The sequence below is a fragment of the Areca yellow leaf disease phytoplasma genome, from assembly GCF_041920595.1.
In genome coordinates, this window is sequence record NZ_CP169277.1 from 372,683 (window position 1) to 373,594 (window position 912).

Genomic DNA, 912 nt, shown 5'->3' on the forward strand with positions numbered 1-912 from the left:
TAGAATATGAAATCGTTTTTCTGTTTTTAAAGTGAAAGATTATTCAAAAAAGCATTCATTTCTAATAAATCAATGATGCTATTAAAGTCATTTTTCACACTACTATTGAAGGGCATCAAAAAGGACCTGTTGTTTATGAAGTTGCACTGTATGCTAAAATCAGCGCCTACTTTATCCATTTTTGTTAACAAAAATAACTCTTGGGACTTTATATTCACTGAAGCTTGGCGCCAAACAGTTTCAGTTTGTGGTTCTACTCCTGCCTGAACATCAATAACTGTGCTGCTCCATCAAAACTCTAAGAGAGCAGAGAAACTTCCACCGTAAAATCAACGTGTCAGGAGTGTCAATAATATTGATACAGTGGTTTTTCCAAAAAGCAGTAGTAGCAGCAGAGGTAATAGTGATTCCTCTTTCTTGTTCTTGTTCCATCCAATCCATCTGAGAAGCGCCATCATAGGTTTCTCCGATTTTATGAATTTTTCCGGTGTGGAACAAAATTCTTTACAAATAATAGTGGTGCTTTCCTGCATCAATATGATAATAATGCCAATATTACAGTTTTTCTAATGAAAAACTCGTAATATTAACTTATTATACATATTAATGCAGGAAGCCCTCCTTCTGAAAAATTTTGTTCCACATAAATTATCGGAGAATTACATGATGGCGCCTACTTCAACAGATAAATTTAAGTGAAGAGGAATCGCATCTGTAGCTACTGCTTTTTGAAGGCCACCGTATTGTGTTTCCACATGTTACGTTGATGCCTGTAGGATTTTGGATGGAGCAACCTTTATTATTGATAACCGGGCAAGATGAACAAACTGAAACTGTTTGGCATATGTAGTGAATATAAAGTCCCAAATTCTTTTGTTAACAAAATGAATAAGTAGGCGCTGTTTTACTTAA

2 protein-coding genes are annotated in these 912 nt (G+C 34.9%); both read right to left on the minus strand.

The features are described 5' to 3' along the window. Positions 1–26: 26 nt before the first annotated feature. Positions 27–218 (minus strand): hypothetical protein, encoded by a 192-nt coding sequence (locus ACEW7V_RS02120; RefSeq protein WP_374695303.1) that lies wholly within the window; start codon positions 216–218, stop codon positions 27–29. 52 nt (positions 219–270) lie between these two features. Continuing rightward, the gene (locus ACEW7V_RS02125; RefSeq protein WP_374695304.1) at positions 271–498 is read right to left on the minus strand and encodes a GTP-binding protein; all 228 of its coding nucleotides are present in this window, start codon (positions 496–498) and stop codon (positions 271–273) included. Between the last annotated feature and the right edge of the window lie 414 nt (positions 499–912).